We start from the raw sequence: 15,255 nt of genomic DNA, 5'->3' as shown, positions 1-15,255 counted from the left end.
AAAATACCGGCGTATAAAAAGGAAAAGAGCAGATGGCATTTGTTGTCTATGCTCTAAATAAGCAGGGATCTTGTATAAAGGTCCCTGCTTTGTTTTTATACCTGTTTTATACTTGCCGCTTACGGGTTATGTATTGCCGGCGGTTCCTGATCGCGCGGCTCTGAGGCTGTGGTGTTGCGCGGAGCCGTGGTTTCCAGAGCAAACGATGGTTCTGGTACGAGGTTAGAGCCTTCCTCCTGGTTGGGCTCCTCCATCTGGTAGCGCATGGTGGCGGCCAAGGCTGTATCGGGCAGAAAGTTGGTGCTGGCGGTCTGCAACTTATTGGCAAACCCCGATACCACGCGTGTCTCGCCCTTCATCAGGGCGTCGTAGCCTTCGCGGGCCACTTCCTCCGGCTCCGACAGGTTTCCGCTGGCAGCGCGTGTATGGGCAGCCCCTGCCCTGCGGAAGAACATGGTGTTGCTGGCACCCGGGCACAGCGCCGTTACCGTAATATCAGTGTCCTTCAGTTCATTAGACAGCGCCTCTGAAAAGGAAAGTATAAATGCCTTGGAGGCACCATATACGGCCATCAGCGGCGACGGCATAAAAGACACCACTGATGCCAGGTTCAGGATCTTACCCGAGTTCCGCTGCTTCATCTCCTTCAGAAACAGCTTCGTCAGTTCCACCGGAGTAGTGACGTTGAGCTGAATGATGGCTTTCTCCCGCTCCAGGTCCGTGTCGAAGAACATGCCATGTACACCCGCTCCCGCATTATTTACCAGGATGTCTACCTGTAGTCCGGCCTCTTTCACCTCCTCATATACTTCGCGCGGCGCCTCCGGCCGGGTTAAGTCGGCGGTGATGATGCACACATGCTTGAGTTGATGCTCCTCTTGCAGGAAATAGCCTAATTTGCGCATGCGCTCGGTGCTGCGCGCCACCAGGATCAGGTTAAAGCCATCCTGCGCAAACAACCTGGCAAACTCCATCCCAAATCCGTTAGATGCCCCTGTGATGAGTACGGTCTTGCCGCTGTTCTCTTTGTTAGTTTTCATAGCTCAAAGTATAAAAATATAAATGCCTGTGTTGGTACCATGATTCTTCTTGTACCAGCACAGGCATTTTTTGGTTATACCTGATTCGAAAAGTTTAGGCAGCCTCGCGGCGCAGCACCTCCAGGGGCGGACGGCTCAGGATGCTGCGGCTGTTGAGCATGCCGATGAACACGGTAAGTATGGTAATGCCCAAAAACACGGGCAGCAGCGGCGTCAGATCCGGCACAAAGGCAACCTCAAAGCTAAACACGGCCAGCGCCCAACTGGCACCAACAGAAAGTATAACGCCGGTCCCGGCGGCCAGGGCACCTAATAACAGGTACTCAAAGGCATTGATGCTCAGGATCTGCTTCCGGCTGGCGCCCAGGGTTCTAAGAAGCACACTTTCCTGCACCCGCTGGTATTTGCTGTTGTTAATGGAACCTATCAGCACCAGCAAACCTGTCGTAATGCTGAACAGGGCCATAAAGCGGATTACAAAGGAAATTTTACCCAGGATATCGTCGAGCGTCTCCAGAATCAGGCCCAGATCGATGGCCGACACGTTCGGGAACTGCCTTACCAGCGTCTGCTGAAACTTAGCAGCCTGCTCGTCGGTGTCGGTACGCGTCATGAGCACATGAAACTGCGGCGCCTCCTCCAATACTCCCTTCGGGAAAAGTATGGTAAAGTTTGTCTGCACCCGGTTCCACTCGATTTCGCGCAGGTGGGTGATGACCGTTGGGATTCTGGCGCCCTGCACGTTAAACACGAGCGTATCTCCAAGCCCTGCTTTAAGCCGCTCTGCATAACGCTCATCCAATGAGACAGGTATAACTTCATCCTCCGCTGTGGCGACACCTTGCCAGGTTCCCTCTACTGTCTTCTCAGAGCTGATGAGGGAATCACGGTAGGTTACCCGGAATTCCCGCGTAAAGGCCCTTTCCGAAATGCCCAGCGTCGTGTCGGCCCGCACGTCGGCCCCGGTCAGGCCATTGACCTCCTCCAGACGCATGGTAACCACCGGCACCAACTGCAGCACAGGCAATCCCTCTTCTTTGGTAAGTGCTGCCACCTTCTCTTTCTGCGCGTTTTGGATGTCGAAAAGCACCATGTTCGGCTGGTTCTCGCTCGCGGCAAAGGCAACCTCGCTCAGCAAGATGCGCTGCATCAGGAAAAGCGTGGCAATCAGGGCCGTGCCCAGGCCAATAGACACAGTGAGCAGCAGCGTCTGGTTGTTAGGACGGTAGAGATTAGCCAGGCTCTGCCGCCATACGTAGCCCCAATGCACCGGAAAAAAGCGCTTCACAAGCCACATCATCAGCCTGGCAATCAGCGCCAGGACCACAAAGCCGAGCAGCACACCGCCCGTAAAGGCCAGGGCCCTGAGCCAGGTACCCAGTTGGAAGTATGAGAACAGGAAAATAAAGGCTACAATCAGAAAGTATACGCCCCAACGCAGCTTATCGGGTTTCTTGGATACATGTTCTATACCGGCCCTAAGCGTGATGAGCGGGGAAACGTTGCGGATAGTAAGCAGCGGCAGCAGCGCGAACAGCACGGCCACGATAACGCCGATAGCAATGCCCTGCAGCACCGCCCCCCACGAAACGGCCACCGTCACATCCACAGGCAGAAAGGTTTTAAACAGTTCCGGCAAGTATAGCTGTATCAGGCTACCCAGTATGGCCCCAATCACAGAGCCAATCAAGCCCATGGCCACCACCTGGAACAGGTATATGAGGAAAGCCTGGCTGCCGCTCACGCCCAGGCAGCGCAGCACGCCAATGGTAGCCAGTTTCTCGCGGATGTACACATGCACAGCGCTTGCCACCCCCACACAACCCAACAACAAAGCCACAAAACCTACCAAAGCCAGGAAACTGGCCAGGTCCTCATAAGATTTTCCAGTGCTCTCCTTGCGGCTCTCGATGGTGTCGTAGCCAAAGCCGGCTTCATCCAGGCGCTTTTCCAGCCGCTTCACCAGTTTATCCGCGTCCGTGGTCTCAGGCAGTTTGTAATAGTGGTAATAGCTTACGCGGCTGCCACGTTGCACCAACCCGGTTTCCTCCAGGAGGTGGCGCGGAATGTATACTGCCGGGGCAATCGTGGCCGTCATGGCCGTCTGGCCGGGAATTTTGTGCAAAGCGCCGGCAATCTCAAAGGTCATATTCCCCACCTGAATCGAGTCGCCGGGCTTGGAGTTATACTGCAGCAGCAAAGTATGGTCTACCAGCGCCTTGCGTCCTCCCTCCCGGAACGTATGGCTGGCTTCTTTGGGCTCAGTTTCGATAGCACCGTAGTATGGGAAACCACCTTTTTCCAACGCCCGCACCTGCACCAGCCTGGTACCGCCGGAGGACTTGAACTGCACCATCGACACAAAGCGCACTTCGTCGGAGCGGTCGCCGCCAATGGCAATGGAATCGAGGAGTTGCTGCTGGTTGGCTTCAATTTCCTTGTTGGCCGCGATAACCAAGTCCGCCCCTATCAGCGATTTTGCCTGCTTGTCGATATCGGCGCGCAGGTTATCGGCAAAGGAGTTAATGGCCACCAGCGCCGCTATCCCAAGTATAATGGAAGAGATAAACAAGGCCAGCCTGCCCCTGTTCCGCCTGCTGTCGCGCCAGGCCATTTTTAGGAGCCAGCGCACATGCAACGGTCGCTTGCCAGGTATAAATTCAGTGTTTTCAGACACGTGGTTACTAATTTTGAATGAGAGATTGGGGGAATGAGTAATTAAGAATGAGTAGGGAATAATGAATAATGGTTCTTCACGATTTATTAGTCATTATTAATTCCTCATTAATCATTAATCATTAATCATTATTCATTACTCACTACTGCCGTTAACTGGTCTGACACCACCGTTCCGCCTTTAATTCGGATGATGCGGTCGGTTTTAGCGGCCAGGTCCAGGTCGTGGGTCACGAGCACCAAGGTGGTGCCGGCTTCGCGGTTCAGGTCGAAAAGCAGTTTTTCTACGCGATCCCCGGTTTCTTCGTCCAGGTTGCCCGTGGGCTCATCGGCAAAAAGTATGGCGGGCTTGTTCGAAAAAGCCCGGGCCAGCGACACGCGCTGCTGCTCCCCGCCCGACAGCTGCGTCGGGTAATGGTCGGCCCGCTCGGCCAGGCCCACGCGGGCCAAAAGGTCCATCGCCTGCTGCTGCACGTTCCGTTCGCCGCGCAACTCCATCGGCACCATCACGTTCTCCAGCGCTGTTAGCGTAGGTATGAGTTGAAAGTTCTGGAAGATAAAGCCCACGTACTGGTTGCGCACCTGTGCCCGTTCATCCTCGGAGAGGTTATCCAGCGGAATCCCATTCAGTACAACTGAGCCGGAGGAGGCCCTGTCCAGGCCGGCGCAGAGGCCCAGCAAAGTGGTTTTGCCGCTTCCGGAGGGCCCCACAATGGAGCACACATCCCCTGCCTCTAAGGAAAAATTTATACCTTGCAGCACCGTCAGGTGGCGGTCGCCGCTGTCGTAGGTCTTCTTCAGGTCTTTGATCTCAAGTATGGTCGACACAGATTTTTATAAGCTTTTAATGGACGATAAAAAAGGAAAACCACTTCGATTAGTGCTGTCTTTTCCTTCCCGAACAAAATAACTCTTTGCCTACGTTATAGGTTTAGCCTTTGGCAAAGTATAAATTTAGAAAAATTTTACCCGATGACGATAAGGAATAAAATAATAGCATTCGGCATGGCCGCCATCACCGTCCTCTACGGTTGCGGCGATGCCCAGACATCAGACCAAACCGTAAATGAGCAAACCACTGGCACCACGTCCGGCAGCAAGCAAAAAGCAACTACCGCCACCGAAACAAAAACCATCCTTTTCTTTGGCAACAGCCTGACTGCAGGCTATGGGTTGGAGGGTACGGAAGAAGCCTTCCCGGCCCTTATCCAGCAGAAAATTGACTCGCTGGGCCTGCCCTACAAGGCCGTAAACGCCGGCCTAAGTGGCGAAACCACAGCCGGTGGCAAGAGCCGCATCGACTGGCTCCTGAAAAAACAACAGGTGGACGTGTTTGTGCTCGAATTGGGCGCCAATGATGGCCTGCGCGGCATCTCTACTGACGAGACGTACGCTAACCTGAAAGCCATCATTGAGAAAGTACGCGCCAACAACCCGGATGTGCAGGTAGTGCTGACGGGCATGCAGATGCCGCCCAGCATGGGGCAAAAGTATACGGAGGAATTCCGGCAGGTATTTACCCGCATTGCCGAGGAAGAAAATGTAGCGCTGGTGCCTTTCCTGCTGGAAGGTGTGGGCGGCGTGGCTGACCTGAATCAGGAAGACGGCATCCACCCTACGGCAGAAGGCCAGCATATACTGGCAAAAAATGTATGGGCTGTACTGGGGCCAATGCTTCAGGAACAGGCAACCGCCTCTGAAGTATAAATCAGTTCTTAAAAAATATTTAAGAAATTTTTAGCCGTATTGTAACCTTACATACCCACTTCCGTTATTATGTATGGCTAAAAGTTGAAAATTTATTTTCAGAAAAAAGAAACGGCTCCTGATATATTCGGGAGCCGTTTCTGCTTTTTCAGGGTTTTATACTTGCTGGTTACTCTTCCGGCACCTCAAACTTGAGCTTCTCGGAAAGTATAAACGAAGCGCCTTTCTGCACCACCTGGGCGTCTTTGGGCAGTTCGCCGAGCAACTTTACCTCCGTAAAACCGCTTTCTGTTACGCCAGTCTCTACCGGTATCATTTTAAAGGTAGCCTCCTCCACCTGCTGGAAGATGTACGGTTTGCTTTGATACAGCACAATGGCTTCCTCCGGTACTGAGAGCGCCTGGTGTTTGCCAGTCAGGATAAACCCGTTGATGTACATGCCCGGCAGCAGGCCCTTGTTTTTGTTGTTCTTGATTTCGGCGTGCACCGGCACGGCGCGCGTCTCTCCCTCAAAGGATTTCCCGATAGCGAAGACCTCGGCCTCTACTTCCTGATTAGAAACGTTTGGCAGAGTGAAAACCACCCGCTGGCCCTTTTCCAGCTTCGCGAAGTCTTTCTCAAACACATTCAGGTCCAGGTGCAAATGGCTGTCGTCGATGATCTGCAGGATAGGCTGGTTCGGTTCAGCATAGCTGCCCAGGTTTGCCCTCACCGTCTGCACATAGCCTGAGATAGGCGCTGTCAGGTTCAGGGTACGGGTAATGCGGCCATTCTCCACGCTTTTCAGGGAGATGCCCAGTGTTTGCAGCTGCTCTCTCAGGGAGTTGAGCTTTGCCTGCAGTACCTTCACCTCAGCACCCGCCTGCTGGTAGCGCTTCAGGGCACCCACCTGCTCGTCGGCCAGCATTTGCTGCCGCTCCAGCTCCTGCCGGGCCATACTTAGCTGGCTGTGCGTAGACAGGTAGGACTCCTGCATGTTAAGCAGGTCCGGGTTCTCGATGGTCGCCAGCACTTTGCCTTTCTGCACATAATCCCCTTCAATGACATGGATGCTGCGCACCATGCCGCCTACCAGCGGACTCACGCTGGCCATGCCCTGCGGCGGTAGCGAGAGCTGTCCTTTGGCAGGCACCCTGGAGGACAGGTTTCGCTCCTGCAATGGGCCAATCTCCAGTTTGCTTACCTGCTGCATCTCTTTCGAGAAATTCACCATGTCTGGAGCTGCTACAGGGGCAGGTGCTGCTTCTGTAGCTTCTGTTTGGGTGGCAGGCTCACCTTGCTCTGATGAGCAGCCTGTCGTTAAAAGTATAGCGGCAAGGGCAGCCGGTACAATATATCGTGTCATGTTATTCTTCTCCGGTTAAAAACTGTAGGTTAATGATGCTCTGGTTATAGTGCAGCAGCGCGTTCAGGTATTGCAGTCGCAAGGTATAGGCTTGATCCATGGCTTGCACAAACTCCACGTAGTCCACTTCCCCGAGCCTGAAGCTCAGGTTGGCCGCCTTTTCCAGTTGGTTTGCCTGTTGCAGTGCTCCCTGCTCGTAGTACTGTAGTTGCTGCGCTTGCTTTTGTAGCTCCTGCAAGGCGTTCTGCAGGTCGGTCTCCAGTTGCTTTTCCTGGGCGTCGGCCTGTTTCTGCACGGCCTGCTCGTTCAGGCGGGCAGCGCTGATTTTGGACTTCTGCGCACCAAACCACAACGGCACCGAAATGCCTGCTTCCACGCCCGTAAAACGGTCAGAATTGCCATATACCAAACCAGGGTCACGCGCGGGACTCTCGCCGATAAAGGTCTGGTTGAAATAGCCGATGCTGAAATCCGGTAGCAGGCGGGCTTTCTCCAGTTTCGTCTGTTGCTTGGCCACCTGTACTTCGCTTTGCAGCAGTTGCAGCCATACTTGCGCGGCGGCTGTGTCGGCTAACACCACAGAGCTATGTTTTTGCTGCGGCGTAACGACAAACTGCACCGCACCTTTAGGGGCATGAAGCAGCTGCACCAGCCTGTTCTCCGCTATCCTGGCGTCGGCATTGGCCTGCGCCAGTTCGGCCTGCAGCCCAAGCCTTCTGGCTTCAGCGGTGGCTCGTTCCAGGGCCCCTGTCTCGCCGGCTTTCTCGCGTACCCGGGCGGCACGCTCAAAATTGGCAAAGAGGGAATCCTGGGCCTGTAAAAGCTGTGTTCTGCTCTGGACGTTCTGCCACTGCTCGAATGCCAGTTTCACATCACGCAGCACCTGTCGCTCCGTAATCCGTTGCCGTACTTCTGCCTGACTTGCATGAGCATCCGTCAGCTTTGCCTGCCGCCCGTAAACAGTCGGGAAGGCGAACTGCTGAGAGATGGTAATTTCTTCATCTCTTTCAGCTGTGCTGATCTGGCCGCGCTTGTAGTTCAGATTGGTTTTGGGCAGATCAAACGCCGCGCCTTTCAGCGCCTTTTGCTGGGCTGTCTGCAATTGGGCGGCCTGCAGCGTCGGGTTATTTTCGCGGGCATACTGCAGCGCCCCCTGCAGGTCCAGTTGCTGTGGCGCCTGCTGTGCCTGCACTGTAAAGGTGCTTCCAAAGTATAAACCAACGCCTAGCAACAGCGCCACCACCGGGTGCACTTTCACCGGCTTCAGTTTTCTCTCTTCTCGGGATGTAAAGATGTAATACAGCACCGGCAGCACCACCAGCGTTAGAAGTGTAGAGGTTACCAGGCCGCCAATCACCACGGTGGCCAGCGGCTTCTGTACCTCCGCACCTGCAGAGGTGGAAAGGGCCATCGGCAGGAAGCCCAGTGCCGCCACCGACGCCGTCATCAGCACCGGACGCAGGCGCACCGTCGTGCCCTCTATCACCCGGTCATACACATTGTCCCAGCCTTCCTTTTTGAGCTGGTTCAGGTAGCCGATGAGCACAATGCCGTTGAGTACAGCCACCCCAAAGAGGGCGATAAAGCCTACTCCTGCCGAGATACTGAATGGCATGTCGCGGAGCCAGAGCGCAAAGATGCCTCCAATGGCTGCCAACGGAATAGCCGTAAAAATCAGCAGGCTTTGCTTCACCGAGTGGAAGGTAAAGTATAGCAGCACCAGGATGAGGAGCAGTGCAGCTGGCACGGCTATCTGTAGGCGCTGCTTGGCATTGATCAGGTTCTCAAACTGACCACCGTAAGTTATGTAGTAACCGGCCGGCAGCTTCAGCTCCTGCTCCAGTTTCAGCCTTACCTCTTCCACTATCGATTCCACATCGCGGTCACGGACGTTGAAACCAACCACAATACGGCGCTGTCCTTCTTCGCGGGAAATCTGCATCGGGCCGTTCTCGTAGCGGATGTCGGCTACCTGCAGCAGCGGCACCTGCCCGCCATTCGGTAGCGGCACAAACAGGTCCTCAATATCGTTGAGGTTCTGCCGGTAATCCTGCTGCAGGCGCACTACCACGTCAAAGCGGCGGTCGCCTTCGTAAACCGAACCGGCAGCCTCTCCGGCAAAAGCGGTGCGCAGCACGCGGTTCACGTCCTGCACGTGCAGGCCATACTGTGCCAGTTTTTCACGCTTCAGGTCCACCACAATCTGCGGCAGGCCAGTCACTTCTTCCACAAACATATCCTGCGCCCCACGCACCGGACGGATAAGGCGCTCGGCTTCGGCGGCCAGTTCGCTTAATTTGTCCAGGTCCTCACCGTAGATCTTCACGGCCACATCCTGGCGGGCACCCGTAATCAGCTCGTTAAAGCGCAGCTGTATCGGCTGCTGGAAGCCATAGTTTACGCCCGGAATCACCTGCAGCGCCGAGTCCATCTTGGCCGCCAGTTCCTCGCGGGTGCTGGCGCTCGTCCACTCGTCGCGGTCCTTGAGCAGGATCATCACGTCGGCAGCTTCTATGGGCATCGGGTCGGTTGGGATTTCGGCTGTACCAATCTTACCGATCACCTCCTTTACCTCCGGGAAGTTTTCCTGCAGTATCTCGCTGACTTTTAGAGTGGTTTGAATCGTCTGCTCCAGCGATGCGCCGGGCACCAGACGCAGGTCCATGGCAAAGTCGCCTTCGTCGAGTTGCGGAATAAACTCCCCGCCCATGCGGCTAAACACCACCAAACTAACGGCCAGCAAGCCAACGGCAGTGCCAAGTATAAGGGCCTTGCTGCGCAGCGCAAAACGGATAACCGGCTGGTAGGCAGCCATGATCTTCTCCATGATGCGGTCGGAAATGTTGCGCTTGTGCTTTGTCTTTTTGCTCAGGGCCAGCGTCGATATCATCGGCACGTAGGTCAGCGAAAGTATGAAAGCACCCAGGATGGCAAAGCTCACCGTCTGGGCCATTGGTTTAAACATTTTTCCTTCGATGCCTACCAGCGCCATAATGGGCAGGTAAACTATGAGGATGATGAGCATGCCGAAAGCCGCGGAGTTCATGATCTTGGAGGCAGCGCTTTCCACTTCCAGGTCCATCTCTTTCTGGGTGAGCCTTCGGAGCGGCAGGTTGGCGTTCTTGCTGACGATAAAGTGCAGCACCGATTCCACGATGATTACCGAACCGTCCACGATCAGGCCAAAGTCGATAGCGCCCAGGCTCATCAGGTTGCCCGACACCCCGAACAAATTCATCATGGTAATGGCAAACAGCATGGACAGCGGAATAACCGAGGCTACCACCAGACCGGCCCGCAGGTTACCGAGCAGCAGCACCAGTACGAATACCACAATCAGACCGCCCTCAATTAGGTTTTTGGTGACCGTGTTCACGGCCCGCTCCACCAATTCGCTACGGTCCAGGTAGGCGTCAATCACAAGTCCCTCCGGCAGGGAGTTCTGTATCTCCGCCACGCGCTGCTGCACGTCCTTTATTACCTGCGAGGAGTTAGCGTCCTTGTACATGAGCACAATGCCACCCACTACTTCCCCCTCATTGTTGCGGGTAAGGGCGCCGTAGCGCACCGGGTGGCCATACTTTACTTCCGCCACATCGTTTACCAGCACCGGCACGCCGTTACGGTTGTTTATCACAATCTGCCCAATGTCCTCGAGCTCGTTCACCATGCCCAGGCCACGGATAAAGAAGGCGCTGTTGTTTTTCTCGATGTAGGCGGCGCCGGTGTTTTCGTTGTTGGTACCGATGGCTTCCAGCACGTCCGGCACCGTCAGGTTAAAGCTGCGCAGGCGGTCGGGGTTCAGGGCCACTTCATACTCTTTCATAAAGCCACCGAAGCTGCTCACGTCGGCCACACCGGGCGTGCTCAGCAACTGGCGCCGCACTATCCAATCCTGGATGGTGCGCAGTTCCATCGGGGTATATTCTTTCGGGCTATCGGGTTTCTGGTGGATGGTGTACTGGTAAATCTCGCCCAGGCCCGTACTAACCGGAGCCATTTCCGGCTTGCCCACCCCCGGCGGAATCTCTTCCACGGCCATATCGAGGCGCTCTTTAATGAGCTGGCGGGCCAGGTAAATGTCCACGTCGTCATCAAAGACAACGGTAATTACAGAGAGGCCAAAGCGCGACACCGAGCGCATTTCGATTACGTCGGGGGTGTTGGCCAGGGCTATTTCAATGGGGGTGGTAATAAAGCGCTCCACTTCCTGAGCAGCCAGTGTAGGCGAAGAGGTAACCACCTGCACCTGGTTATTGGTGATGTCGGGAACGGCGTCTACGGGCAGTTTGGTGAGGTTGTAGATACCCACCACTACCAACACCAGCACCATCAGCCCCACCACCAGTTTGTTATGGATGGAGAAACTAATTATCTTCTGAAACATGAGGTATAGTTTAATTCGAAATGTAAAAGACCGGCGCAAGGTATAAGCCAGCCGCAACAGGCGGCAGGCACAACGTATAAAGCAGGTTTATACTTGGCCGGAAAAGGAGATGAATTAAACCAGAAGCCGTGGCGGGTGCCACCACACAAAGGCAACATTCTTTACCTGTTGCTCCTGCAGTTGCACAGGCTGGCTCTGCGGCGCTACAAAAAACCTGAAAACCGGCGGGGTGAAATCGTTGGTGACGATCAGCGTGGCGCAGCAGCCGCAGGAGCAGAACACCGGGCAGGTGTCCTCGTGAAAGGGGCTTTCCCCAGTCGTCTGGGTTGGGTCCACCACCTGGTGCGCGTGCTCATGCTGGTCCGGCACCATATCGGTACAAGGCAACCAGGACATACCCAGCAACAGCAGCGACATGAAAATGGTGGCAATCCTCATACATGTAAAGTTACAACGCACATCCCACATATCCATACTTTATACTTCATTCAGACATATTCTAAACACTGCGTTCAATTTTTTATAGTTGATGTTCAACTATTTATAGTAGGCATCTTGGGTGGTTAAAAAAAAAGAATAAAATTTATACTTCCCCAGGCAACCTCCTTCATCAGGTGTGCATCTAGAGGGTAAAGAGCAACGAATGCTCTGAGCAGAAAAAAACCAGGCGTATAGACCAAACTTTTACCAGGCGTGACAGAAGCAGAACTGATAGCAGGATGCCAGCAGGCAGACGGGAAGGCGCAGAAGCTCCTGTACGAGCGCTTTGCTTCGCAGATGTACGGCGTGTGCCTGCGTTACCTTAAAAATCAGATGGATGCCGAAGAAGCACTGCTGAACGGGTTTATGAAGATCTACCAGCACATAGACCGCTTTGAGGCCAAGGGAAGTTTTGAGGGCTGGGTACGCCGCATCATGGTAAACGAGTCGCTGGCCTTTCTGCGCAAGAAGGAGCCCCTGCACCTGGCCATTGAGGACAGCTACATTCAGGTAGCCACCCCCACCGGTGCTGACCATGACCTGGCAGAGGGCGAACTGCTGGAGCTGCTCCGGACCTTGCCGGCCGGTTACAGGGCTGTTTTTAACCTGTATGCCATAGAAGGATACTCACACAAGGAAATAGCCGATATGCTCTCCATTACCGAGGGCACTTCCAAGTCGCAGTTGAGCAAGGCCCGCGCCATGCTGCAACGCCGCCTGGAGGGGCAGGAGGCTGTAGCCTGAAAATTGAAGGAGGACAAGACATGAAACCAGAAGAGATAGACAAATTATTTAAGGAGCGCCTCGGCAACTCCTCTCCCACGCCCCCGGCCGACCTGTGGGCCCGCCTGCAGGAGCGCATGGAGGAAGGCCAGGAAAAGCCCTTTGTGATACTGACGCCCGAGGCGGAACAGAAAAGGGAAGGCAAGCAGCGCTTCATGTGGGTATATTCCGCGGTGGCAGCCACCTTATCGCTCCTGCTGGCCGTAGGCGTGGTGTTCTACAACATCAACACCGGCACGCCGGAAATCAGCGGCACCATCACCAAGTATGACAACCAATTGCCGGAAACCAACCCAGCTGCAGAACCCATACTTCTTCCGGTGCCAGAAAGCGATCCGGCTGAAGGTATGATGGCCCAGCAGGAGCCCGCAAAGGAAAAAGTGGCAGAAACTGAAAAAAATTCTTCCAGCGAGGCAACCACCCAACCAGCATCCGCATCTACCCTAACAAAGAAGCCTGCCAGCAAAGGAACAATGGCTAAGGTGACGACCAAAGCCACTCCGGAGCAGCTCAAGACCAAAGATCCGGTAATGGAAGCTTCTAAGACAGATGTGCAGACGGCCATCGCAGCAAACATTAACCCAGAGGCACCTGTAACACAGCCTGCCAGCGTTACTAACGCCAACCTGAATGCCGAGCCGGTGGAGATCATCATCAAGCGCGCGGTAGCCGCCCAGACCGAAATGCCGGTGGAAGGCACACAGGAAAGCCGCGGCGACAAGAAGGCACTGGCCAAGAACATCTTTAAACAGGTGCGCAACCTTGCCTCCGGCCAGGGTGTGGAGCTGGAAGAACTGGGCATCCGGGCCGACCGGGTGGCGCTCGAAACGCAGATCGGCAAACAGAAAATCTCAAAAGTGATCAACCTCTAAATCCAAAAACATGAAACGGATACTACTACTCGTAATGGCCATTTGCATGGCCGCCGCTACCGGTGTGTCTGCCAAAGGCGGCACTACCCTTAAAGACAGGCTAAACTCAGCAGAACAGGACACCATCGTAGTGAAAATGGCAAACGGCGCCACCATGATACTGCACCTGGAAAACATACAGCAGCTGCAGGCTTTCCAGAACTACAGTCTCGACTCGCTGATGCGCGAACTGACCAAATATGTGGAGCGCGTGGAGCAGATGGAGAACTCCAACCAGGAGTCCAGAGAAATGACCGTGACCTTTAATAAATCGGAGCAGCAAGGCGGCCAGGGCGAGCAGGTAACCATCACAGTGCAGGAGCAGGACCCGAAAACCGGCAAAACACACAAGGAAACGCACGAAGTGGTGGTTAATAAGCACTTCAAGATTAAAGTGGATGTGGAGGAAAACGATGGCAACACCCGCGTGAATGTGGATGTACCGTCCAGGCACGAGCGCGACAGCCTGCGCAAGGAGCACAAAATGGAAACCTATAAGGCTACCCGCACCGGCTTCGACGTGGACCTTGGCTTCAACACCTTCACCGAACAGGGCAGCGATGTGGCAGACCTGCGGCCGTGGGGCTCCCGCTACGTGAGCCTGAACTTCCGCCTCAAGTCGCAGATTGGTGGCCAGAAGAGCCCTTTCCACCTGGTGTCAGGCCTGGAGTTTGCCTTCAACAACTACATGTTCGAGGATGACATCGTGCTACAGGAAATTGACAGAACAACCTTCTTCGCCCTGGACCCGGAGCGCAGCTATGAAAAGTCGAAACTTACGCACTCCTCTGTGAACCTGCCGCTGATGGCTACCCTGGAGTTTAAGCGCAACAATGGCAAAGAAGGCTTGAAGATTGGCGCAGGTCCGTTTGTAGGCTACCGCCTCGGCGCGCACACCAAGTTAAAGTATAAAGAAGACGGTAAAACCGAGAAAGACAAGACCCGCGACAGCTTTAACCTGAGTGATTTTCAGTATGGCGTGGAAGGTGTGCTTGGCTACGGAGGCGTGGATCTGTTCGCCAAGTATAACATGAACGACCTGTTCAAGGACAACCGCGGCCCGCAGACCAACGTGATCAGCTTCGGTATCCGCCTGTTCTACTAAGTATAAAGTATAAAATGAAGGTAAGAGCAACGAAGGAGCCCCGCTGGGCTCCTTCGTTGTTTTAGCCGTGGCGGCGGAAATTGTCGATGATGATGGCCGTGGCAGTGGCTACGTTCAGCGACTCCGCCTTGCCGAAAGCCGGGATCTTGATCAGCTGGTTTACCTGCCGCGCCACCTCCGGGCGGATGCCGTTGGCCTCGTTGCCCAGCACGATGATGCCCTCCGGTTTGAGCTGCAGCTGGTGCAGGTTTTCGCCATTAAGGGCTGCGCCGTATATTTTATACTTGCCGCCCAGCTGCTGCAGCCAGGCGGGCAGGTCCAGGTAATGCACCTTCACACGGGTAAAAGAGCCCATGGTGGCCGAAATTACTTTGGGATTATAGAAATCGGCGCAGTTTTCCGAACACACCACATGCTCTATGCCGTACCAATCGGCAATGCGGATGATGGTGCCCAGGTTGCCGGGGTCGCGGATATCGTCCAGGGCAATGGCCAGGTCAGAGGGTTTAAGATGGAGCGGCGGCAGCTGGCGCATACTTGCCACAGCGAGTCCGGCGTTGTTGCTGGCAAAGGTACCGGCTTTCACCAGCTCCTCCTCTTTCACCACCTCATAGGTTAGGCCACGGCTAAGTATGGCGGCATGCTCCTGCAGGAAGTCTTTGGTAATAAAAAGGTGCTGCAGCCGGAAATCGGATTGGAGCAGTTCAAGTATACTTTTGGCTCCCTCCACCACAAAGGCTTGGTGTTGGTTGCGGTATTTTTTTACTTGCAAGGATTTGATATACTTTACAACTGCTTTCGACAACATAGCTAAAGGAAAC

Annotated in this window: 11 protein-coding genes; 4 read left to right on the top strand and 7 right to left on the bottom strand. The window is 54.6% G+C overall.

Features of this window, described 5'->3' with window-relative positions:
* Nucleotides 1-119 precede the first annotated feature (119 nt).
* The 3 genes from C8N40_RS07945 to C8N40_RS07935 all read right to left on the bottom strand — a co-directional run bounded on the left by C8N40_RS07945 (nucleotide 120) and on the right by C8N40_RS07935 (nucleotide 4,544).
* Nucleotides 120-1,040, bottom strand: coding sequence for an SDR family NAD(P)-dependent oxidoreductase (locus C8N40_RS07945; RefSeq protein ID WP_108211247.1), 921 nt, complete (start codon nucleotides 1,038-1,040; stop codon nucleotides 120-122).
* Between the two features lie 94 nt (nucleotides 1,041-1,134).
* Complete coding sequence (locus C8N40_RS07940) at nucleotides 1,135-3,654, bottom strand: ABC transporter permease (protein WP_108211401.1); 2,520 nt, start codon at nucleotides 3,652-3,654, stop codon at nucleotides 1,135-1,137.
* Nucleotides 3,655-3,845: 191 nt separating this feature from the next.
* Entirely contained in the window at nucleotides 3,846-4,544 is a 699-nt protein-coding gene (locus C8N40_RS07935) for an ABC transporter ATP-binding protein (protein ID WP_108211246.1), read from the bottom strand.
* A 144-nt stretch (nucleotides 4,545-4,688) separates the two neighbouring features.
* On the opposite strand from C8N40_RS07935, the gene C8N40_RS07930 reads away from it, so the two are divergent.
* Nucleotides 4,689-5,423 carry an arylesterase gene (locus C8N40_RS07930; RefSeq protein ID WP_211318059.1) on the top strand — a complete coding sequence of 245 codons (735 nt, stop codon included), beginning with the start codon at nucleotides 4,689-4,691 and terminating at the stop codon, nucleotides 5,421-5,423.
* A gap of 169 nt (nucleotides 5,424-5,592) precedes the next feature.
* On the opposite strand, the gene C8N40_RS07925 is transcribed toward C8N40_RS07930, so the two are convergent.
* The 3 genes from C8N40_RS07925 to C8N40_RS07915 all read right to left on the bottom strand — a co-directional run bounded on the left by C8N40_RS07925 (nucleotide 5,593) and on the right by C8N40_RS07915 (nucleotide 11,593).
* Nucleotides 5,593-6,768, bottom strand: coding sequence for an efflux RND transporter periplasmic adaptor subunit (locus C8N40_RS07925; RefSeq protein WP_108211245.1), 1,176 nt, complete (start codon nucleotides 6,766-6,768; stop codon nucleotides 5,593-5,595).
* Nucleotide 6,769: 1 nt separating this feature from the next.
* Nucleotides 6,770-11,155: a CusA/CzcA family heavy metal efflux RND transporter gene (locus C8N40_RS07920; RefSeq protein ID WP_108211244.1), complete on the bottom strand. Its 4,386-nt coding sequence runs from the start codon at nucleotides 11,153-11,155 to the stop codon at nucleotides 6,770-6,772.
* Nucleotides 11,156-11,269: 114 nt separating this feature from the next.
* A complete protein-coding gene (locus C8N40_RS07915) occupies nucleotides 11,270-11,593 on the bottom strand; it encodes a hypothetical protein (protein ID WP_108211243.1) in 324 nt (107 codons plus the stop codon).
* A gap of 255 nt (nucleotides 11,594-11,848) precedes the next feature.
* Here C8N40_RS07915 and C8N40_RS07910 point away from each other — a divergent pair, with 255 nt between their 5' ends.
* Genes C8N40_RS07910 through C8N40_RS07900 form a run of 3 tightly spaced genes read left to right on the top strand, consistent with a single transcriptional unit; the run spans nucleotide 11,849 to nucleotide 14,434 of the window.
* Nucleotides 11,849-12,379: an RNA polymerase sigma factor gene (locus C8N40_RS07910; RefSeq protein ID WP_108211242.1), complete on the top strand. Its 531-nt coding sequence runs from the start codon at nucleotides 11,849-11,851 to the stop codon at nucleotides 12,377-12,379.
* Nucleotides 12,380-12,399: 20 nt separating this feature from the next.
* The gene (locus C8N40_RS07905) at nucleotides 12,400-13,290 is read left to right on the top strand and encodes a RodZ family helix-turn-helix domain-containing protein (protein ID WP_108211241.1); all 891 of its coding nucleotides are present in this window, start codon (nucleotides 12,400-12,402) and stop codon (nucleotides 13,288-13,290) included.
* 10 nt (nucleotides 13,291-13,300) lie between these two features.
* Nucleotides 13,301-14,434, top strand: a complete 1,134-nt coding sequence (locus C8N40_RS07900; RefSeq protein ID WP_108211240.1) for an outer membrane beta-barrel protein — start codon at nucleotides 13,301-13,303, stop codon at nucleotides 14,432-14,434.
* Between the two features lie 61 nt (nucleotides 14,435-14,495).
* On the opposite strand, the gene C8N40_RS07895 is transcribed toward C8N40_RS07900, so the two are convergent.
* Nucleotides 14,496-15,242, bottom strand: coding sequence for a TrmH family RNA methyltransferase (locus C8N40_RS07895; protein ID WP_108211239.1), 747 nt, complete (start codon nucleotides 15,240-15,242; stop codon nucleotides 14,496-14,498).
* Nucleotides 15,243-15,255: the final 13 nt, after the last annotated feature.

This window comes from Pontibacter mucosus (assembly GCF_003054055.1).
GTDB lineage: Bacteria > Bacteroidota > Bacteroidia > Cytophagales > Hymenobacteraceae > Pontibacter > Pontibacter mucosus.
The sequence above is the reverse complement of the archived record's forward strand: the minus strand, read 5'-3'. Positions and strand labels throughout refer to the sequence as shown.

Coding starts and splice junctions, on each gene's coding strand:
- C8N40_RS07945 (WP_108211247.1), bottom strand. CDS start 1,040: ATGAAAACTAACAAAGAGAACAGCGGCAAGACCGTACTCATCACAGGG.
- C8N40_RS07940 (WP_108211401.1), bottom strand. CDS start 3,654: ATGGCCTGGCGCGACAGCAGGCGGAACAGGGGCAGGCTGGCCTTGTTT.
- C8N40_RS07930 (WP_211318059.1), top strand. CDS start 4,689: ATGACGATAAGGAATAAAATAATAGCATTCGGCATGGCCGCCATCACC.
- C8N40_RS07925 (WP_108211245.1), bottom strand. CDS start 6,768: ATGACACGATATATTGTACCGGCTGCCCTTGCCGCTATACTTTTAACG.
- C8N40_RS07920 (WP_108211244.1), bottom strand. CDS start 11,155: ATGTTTCAGAAGATAATTAGTTTCTCCATCCATAACAAACTGGTGGTG.
- C8N40_RS07915 (WP_108211243.1), bottom strand. CDS start 11,593: ATGAGGATTGCCACCATTTTCATGTCGCTGCTGTTGCTGGGTATGTCC.
- C8N40_RS07905 (WP_108211241.1), top strand. CDS start 12,400: ATGAAACCAGAAGAGATAGACAAATTATTTAAGGAGCGCCTCGGCAAC.
- C8N40_RS07900 (WP_108211240.1), top strand. CDS start 13,301: ATGAAACGGATACTACTACTCGTAATGGCCATTTGCATGGCCGCCGCT.
- C8N40_RS07895 (WP_108211239.1), bottom strand. CDS start 15,242: ATGTTGTCGAAAGCAGTTGTAAAGTATATCAAATCCTTGCAAGTAAAA.